2 protein-coding genes and 1 pseudogene are annotated in these 2360 nt (G+C 70.8%); 2 read left to right on the forward strand and 1 reads right to left on the reverse strand.

The genetic code is table 11. The annotated features are described in order from the left end of the window. On the forward strand, window positions 1-739 hold a 739-nt coding region (locus JMF90_RS33700), incomplete at its 5' end, for an EAL domain-containing protein (RefSeq protein ID WP_201326046.1). Window positions 740-810: 71 nt separating this feature from the next. Continuing rightward, window positions 811-1227, forward strand: coding sequence for a hypothetical protein (locus JMF90_RS33705; RefSeq protein WP_041489353.1), 417 nt, complete (start codon window positions 811-813; stop codon window positions 1225-1227). 57 nt (window positions 1228-1284) lie between these two features. Here the strand turns inward: JMF90_RS33705 and JMF90_RS33710 are convergent. After that, window positions 1285-2360, reverse strand: a pseudogene (locus JMF90_RS33710) (FkbM family methyltransferase); the annotation flags it as partial.

Consider the following 2360-nt stretch of genomic DNA (forward strand, 5'->3'; position numbering starts at 1 on the left):
TGTTCGGCGCGCGGACGATCATCGCGATCTTGCGTCGGTACGCAGTTTCGTCGAAAGCCGGCTCGGATTCGCGCACGAGCCCGTGTGCCGCGCCGACCTGTCGGGTGGCGTGCTGTACCAGGAATGCCTCGCGCGGCTGCGGTGGGGCGAGCGCGATGCACTGCCGCCGCTCGCCTTCCTGCCGCGGCTGGAAGCGCTTGGACTGATGCGCTGGTTCGACCGGCTGGTGGTCGGCCGCACGATCGATGCGCTGCGCGCCGATCCGGCTGCCGTGTACGGTTGCAACGTCGCGGCGGCAAGCGCGGTGGTCGACGACGCGTGGCTGGCGATTTTCAGGCGGCTCGAGCGCGAGCCGTCGGTGGCGGCGCGGCTGGTGATCGAGATCACGGAGACGGGGCCGCTGAACCCCGTCGCGGGCCGGTCGTTCGTGAACCGCTTCCGGCAAGCCGGATGCCGGATCGCGATCGACGATTTCGGCGTCGGTTTCAGCGCGTTGAACAATCTGGTGGTCGGCAACCCCGACATCGTGAAGCTCGACCGGTCGGTCCTGTCGCTGATCAAGCGCAACGCGATCGGGCGTTACCAGTTTCGCCGGCTGATCGCATTTGCGCATGAAGGGGCGCGGCACGTCGTCGTCGAAGGCGTGGAAAGCGAGACCGACCGGCAGATCATCGTGGATGCCGGCGTCGCGTGGGCGCAGGGCATCCGCTTTTCATGGCGGTCGCCGGCGGCGGCGTGAGTGCTGAAGCGGGCAGGGCGGCGCGCCGGGTGCGTGTCGCGGTTGGGACGAATCGCAAAGGGGACGTGGGCATGGCGGGGACGAAAGCCGGAGGCGGAACGGGCACGCAGGCGACCGATGTGCGCGACCTGGTCGCGCTCGCCGAGCTGGCCGACATGCTGTGGCAACTGGGCGCCGAGTCGACCGATGCGCCGATCGATGTCGCGCCCTATCTCGATGGTCTGACGACCGTCGCGCGCCGCATTCAGCGGATGAGCCCGCTCGACGCGGGCGGCCGCGAGCTGGCGGCCCGGCACTATTACGCGGGCGTCATCGCCGGTGCGTGCGGCGACGAGTCGGCGATCGCGCGCGGCGTATCCGACAGCCTCGTCAGGCAATCGGGCGGCGCAGGCCGGCCAGCGGCCCGTTGCTTCGTGCTGCTGGCGCGCATGGGGCGGCGGCATGGCCGCGCGTTCGCCGCGCAAAGCGGCGATCGGGTGCTGGTGTAACGCAACCGGCGCGGGTGCGGGCCCGGTACCGCGGCCCGCTCGCGCGGCCGTCGAATCTCAATCCTTCCCGAAACCGCCGAGCACCAGCGCCATCGCGCGGTCGATCGCATCGTCCCATCGACCGACGTGCGCGGCGCGCACGATCCGGATGCCGGGGTAGAGCGCGGTGCGCGAGCCGGTTTCCCAGCGCGCGTCCGCTTTCGGGCTGAGCAGCAGCACGGCCGGCACGCCGAGTGCGCCGGCGAGATGGATGTGGGCGGTGCAGGTGGTCACGACGGCGTCCATCGCGAGCATCAGCGCGGCAAGATCGCCGAAATCGCCGATCGCGTGATGCGGGAAGGTGACCGGCAGGTCCGATTGCTCGGATTGCGCGGACAGATCGCGATTGAGACAGTACGCGGCGTAGCCGTGCATCCGCGCGAGCGGCGCGAAATCGCGCAGGCTGGCCGCACGATGGAAGCGCGCATCGCTTTCGTCGCGTCCGCGCCAGTTCAGCCCGATGCGACGCGTGCCGGGTGCATGGCCGTCGTGCGATACGCGCTCGCGCCACGCGGCCGCATGCGCGGGCGGGCACGTCAGGTACGGGGCCGGCATGCCTTCCGGCGTCGGCGCGTAACCGAACAGCGCGGCGAGCATCAGGAACGAGCACCAGTAGTCGTGGGCGAGCTGCGACGTGTCGACCCACGCGCCGTGCGCGCCGACGAATTCGATGCGCGGGAACGTCTCGCGCAGCAGGCCCGTCAGCGCGTCGGGTACGATCACGGTCACGCCGGCGCAGCCGAGCGCGTCGAGCGCATGCAGATAGCGCGCGTACTGAAGCTGATCGCCGACCCCGCCGTAGCTGAGGATCAGCAGCCGCTTGCCGTGCAGCGGCTGACCCTGGTAGAGCCGTTCCGTCGGCAGCCCGAATTGCGCGGCCGTCAGCACGTTTTCGCTGTCGATGGTCGCGCGTGCGGCCTCGTCGCGCCGGCCGGCGCGCAGCAGCAGTGCCGAGCGCGCCAGCTGGATGCGCCCGCGCGCCGCGTCGGGCAGCGCGGCCGGATCGCCGAAATGGTCGAGCGCCGCGAGGCCGGCCTCGGGTGTGCCGGCAAAGCCGTAGCACGACGCGAGCTGTAGCGCGATCGCATCGTCGT

Source organism: Burkholderia sp. E168m23 (assembly GCF_016586125.1).
Lineage (GTDB): Bacteria > Pseudomonadota > Gammaproteobacteria > Burkholderiales > Burkholderiaceae > Burkholderia > Burkholderia orbicola.